Genomic DNA, 4,268 nt, shown 5'->3' with positions numbered 1-4,268 from the left:
CAGGGCCTCCCCGACCCGGTTCAGCTGAGAAAGGTCGCTCCAATCGGGTTGCTGCAAAGCCCCGCGGATACGAATCTCCCGTATAACGTCTTCCATGACGTACTCCGATCCAGCGGTAATCGAGTGGTCCTCAGGTGGGAATGCCGGAGCGCTTGATCTCCGGAACCGGAATGCCGAGCGCACGCAGCTGCTGGAACGGATTCATGAACTCGCGATTACGCTTGATCTTTCCGTTCTCCAGCTCGAAGGAGTGCAGGAAGTGGTTCTCGTAGTAGCCCTCGGGGTAGTCGCCGAAGAGGATCTTCCCGCGGCCGTCGCATTCCACCCAGATGTGGTTCGGATCCTGCGTCTCGAAAATCTGGATGTTGTACCACTCCCAGTCGGGGAAGCAGCCCAGCGACCACACGGCGTGCTCGGCGAGCCGGTCGCGGCCCACCGTCTCCACCGGGGATCCGGTGTCGGTGGTCCACAGGCCGCCGCGGCCGTCCTCGGTGAACAGCTCGTGGCGGCGCAGCCGGTCCTGTCCGCGGGTGTGCATGTACTGCTCGACGGTGGCCCGGTTGGCGCGGCGCAGTTCGGCCGCGTCGGAAAAGCCCTGGCCCGTGACGGAATCTGACATGAAAGTCCCCTCTGCGAATATCGGGTGAGTGAATGTGGGGGGCACGGGTGTGGAATCCCCCTGCCTTACCTCAAGCGATCCTGCCTGATTCCCCAGAGCAAAATCAACACCGTTTCGACGTTACACTCATGAACATGGTGCAACATTCAACTTTATTGAGGGCATGCGGGTGTACGCACCGGTGGAAACAATTCTCGATTCCCGCGGAATACGGAAAAGGGCGGGGTGAGACAGAGAAATCGCCTGAGCCCGGACCGCGGTCCGGGCTCAGGCAGGGGGCCGGCGCCGAGAGGCGTTCTCAGATCGTCCCGTTGTGGACCGCGCTGATCACCTTCCGCATCAGCGGCGACAGCTGGTAGTAGGGGCCCAGGTTGAGGTAGCGGCCCCCCGCCTCCCACTTGACGGCCGCGATGACGATGGGCTCGCCCGCGTAGGCGCGCGGGGCGCCGCGCACGAACCGCTCGACCTGGTCGGTGATGCGCACCGGCAGGGCGGCGGGGTCGAAGCCGCGGGCCGGCGGCGGGGCGTAGCAGATCCGCTGGATGTGCGGCGAGTCCCAGCCGAGGGTGGTGTAGATGCGAAAGGAGCGCCGGGCGAAGGCGAGCATCTGCTCGTCGGGCTCGGGCAGGCCGATCGCGCGGTGCAGCGCCCGGATGCTGTGCGGTGCCCGGCTCTCCTCGGAGAGCTGGGTGAAGTACAGGTTGACCGTGCGCCGCCGGTAGTCGATGCCGGCCATCGCGACGTCGCTCAGGCCGTGCCGCTCGAGGAGGGCGGTGTGCTTGGCCAGGGCGGGCGGCATGCCGGGGAGGCCGGCGAGGCCGGCCACCCCCTGCACGTCCTGCGGGAAGTGCGCGTAGATCTTGCTGAATCCGCCGACGACGCCGCCGTCGATGAGGTACTCGCTGATGTCGCACCGCGCCTGGAGGGCGGCGAGCAGGGTGGCGACGGGGTGGTCGGTGGCCGTGACGAAGCCGTGCGCCAGGGCGGTGGCGTACGGATCGCCGCTGCGGGGCGGCACCGTGACGGTGTAGTCGAGTTCTCCCGGGGAGTCCTCGCTGGTCGACACGCTGTAGACGACCCCGGCCTCGGCCAGTCCGGCCGCGTACGCGCTCAGGATCGGCCGGACCTTCTCGCGCGCGCAGGGGATCCCCGCCAGGCGGGCCGCCTCCGCGATGGCCGCGTACACCTCGTCGATCCCCGTGACTGCGGGCATTTATCCTCCATGTGCCGGTTGGCGCTCGGTCGCAGCGGTGAGCGGGTGCCCGGGGTCAGCCGGTCACGCGATCTTCGTCGCGCACAGGATGGCCTGGACGGGGATGACGTCGCGGGGCACCTCGGCGGGGTCCTTGGTGACGGCCTTGGTGACCTTGAACCCGCACTCCTCCAGCCAGCTCTGGTAGACCGACATCTTCTGCGGGCCGCCCTGGCCCATGGTGCAGCCGATGAAGAAGGCCGGGAAGAAGTCGACGTTGTAGTTGTCGGTGTCGCGGATGTCCTCGGGATAGACCGGCACCATGATGTTGACCGTGCCGCCGACCTCGAGCGAGCGGTGGACGCCCTTGAGGATCTTGAACACGTCGTCCTTGTCGAACATGTCCAGGAAGTGCTTGATCAGCACGGTGTCGAAACCCTTGGGGATCTCGTCGAAGACGTTGCCGCCGATGAAGGAGCAGTGCTCGGCCACGCCGTGCTGACGGAAGTTCTCCAGGCAGGTGCTCTCCTTCTCCGGCAGGTCGAAGGTGGTCACCTTCAGCCCCGGGGAGGCCTTGTGCTCATAGGTGTGGATCGCGCCCAGGCCGGTGTTGCCGGCCACGTCGAGCACCTGGGCGCCGGCGGGCACGTCGATGTTGCCGAAGAACCAGGGGTCGATGTTGGCGGTGACGTTGTTCATCAGCGTCAGCCAGGCGTCGTTGAGGTCGCGGTGGTCGGCCACCGCGTCGTACAGCGTCCCCCCCTCGGTGCCGTACAGCTCCTTGAGGCCCACGATGGTGCCGGTGCGCGCGCTGTCGGTGAGGTAGAAGAGCTGCCGCAGCGCCACCACCTTGATCATGTTCATGTAGGTGAGGGCGCGCTTGAGGTCGCTCTCGGCGACCTCGGCGAGCGCGTCCAGGCTGTAGCCGCCGCTGGCCTCGTCCTGGGCGACGAAGCCCTCCTTGACCAGCAGGAACAGCAGCTGCTCCACGGCGTCGGGCTTGGCGCCGACGGCCTCGCCGAGCTCGGCGGCGGTCAGGCCGGGCCGCTCGCGCAGGGTGTCGATGATGCCGAGCTCGAAGACGGACAGCAGGCTCATGAACCGCGAGGGGCCGACCATGTACTCGCGAAAGCGCCCGAGAGTGGCTTCAGTTGTCATGCGCTGATCCCTTTCGGAAAAAAGTGGGAAGGGTGCTGTACGGGACTGCTGGTCACGAACGCCCGCCGATGTACGAAAGGTTCAGCCGGCTGTTGGTCCGCCACTGGTAGTACGACTGGAGCTTGTAGTACTCCTCGCCGCTGGAGGTCACCGCGGCGTAGACCATCTTGGGGGTGTCGGTGCCGTAGGGAACGCTCTTCAGGAACTGCTCGACCTTGGCCCCGAGCCGGGCGGAGAGCTCCAGCGGGTTCTCCGTCTTGACGCTGTAGGAGATCCGCTCCACCTTCAGCGAGTCCCAGTTCACGGTGGCGTAGACGCCGAACGCCCGGCCGCAGAAGTCGAGCATCTCCTGGCTGGGCTCGCGCAGCCCGATCTCGCGGTGCATCGCCCGTACGGTGTCGGGGGCGACGACCTCCGGCGAGGCCGCGAAGTACACGTTCATGGTGCGGCTGGCGTAGTCGACGCCGACCAGGTCGACCTTGTCGGCCAGTCCGTAGCGGGTGAAAAAGTCCGCGTTCTCGGCCAGCGCGGCCGGCATCGAGGGGAGCCCGGCCAGGTGCTGGATGCTTTCGTGGCGGCCGCCGGGAAAGTACACCCAGATCTTCTTGAAGCCGCCCAGGACACCGAAGTCGACGCCGTAGCTGTCGACGGCGCAGTGCTTCTGGACGTCGGCGACCAGCGCCTCGGCCGGGTGGCCGGTGCGGGTGGTGAGCCCCTTCTCCAGGGCGACGGCGTAGGGGTCGATGCTCCCGGGCACGGTGAAGCGGCAGTCGAACTCCCCCTCGTGGCGGGCGTTGGTGGCCACCCGGAAGGCGATCACGGCGTTCGGCAGGACCTCCTCGAACGCGGCCAGGATGGGCCACACCTTCTCGCGCGCGCACGCCACGTCCAGCAGTCCGGCTGATTCCTCGACGGCAGCGTAGACACCTGCCAGATCGGCGGTTCCCGACATCATTCCTCCATAGGTGGATTTCGGCGCCGGTGTGAGCGGCGGCAGTTACGGGCGGCGCCGCGGAGCCGGCCAGGCGGCTCGGCCCCGGGCGCCGGGCGGTTCGGGGGCCGGTGCGCGCGGGGCGTGCGGGCACGGCGGAACAGGGGGCGGGGGGCGGGGCGCCGGTCGGGCGGGGCGCGGAAGGACGTGGGGGGCTGCGCGGGGGCCGCCGGGCGGGCGGGGAATATGACACAGGCTCAGGGGCCGGTGCGGCGCCGACCTTGGCGGTCACGGTCGAGCCGGAGATGTCGGCGTTCTCCTTGCGGGCGACCACGCCGAGGGCGCCCTGCAAGCAGGCGCTGTAGCCG

General features: G+C 68.0%; 4 protein-coding genes. All 4 read right to left on the bottom strand.

The genetic code is table 11. From position 1 onward, the window contains the following. Positions 1–130: 130 nt before the first annotated feature. Complete coding sequence (locus tag ABZ953_RS39055; RefSeq protein WP_361734259.1) at positions 131–619, bottom strand: PhzA/PhzB family protein; 489 nt, start codon at positions 617–619, stop codon at positions 131–133. Between the two features lie 298 nt (positions 620–917). Continuing rightward, complete coding sequence (locus ABZ953_RS39050; RefSeq protein WP_361734257.1) at positions 918–1,832, bottom strand: aromatic prenyltransferase; 915 nt, start codon at positions 1,830–1,832, stop codon at positions 918–920. 63 nt (positions 1,833–1,895) lie between these two features. Continuing rightward, positions 1,896–2,969, bottom strand: a complete 1,074-nt coding sequence (locus tag ABZ953_RS39045) for a methyltransferase (protein WP_361734255.1) — start codon at positions 2,967–2,969, stop codon at positions 1,896–1,898. A 52-nt stretch (positions 2,970–3,021) separates the two neighbouring features. Next, positions 3,022–3,921, bottom strand: a complete 900-nt coding sequence (locus tag ABZ953_RS39040; protein WP_361734253.1) for an aromatic prenyltransferase — start codon at positions 3,919–3,921, stop codon at positions 3,022–3,024. Positions 3,922–4,268: the final 347 nt, after the last annotated feature.

It is taken from the genome of Streptomyces sp. NPDC046465, from assembly GCF_040646035.1.
Taxonomy (GTDB): Bacteria; Actinomycetota; Actinomycetes; order Streptomycetales; family Streptomycetaceae; genus Streptomyces.
Note: the sequence above shows the minus strand (reverse complement) of the source record. Positions and strands in the feature narration are given on the sequence as shown.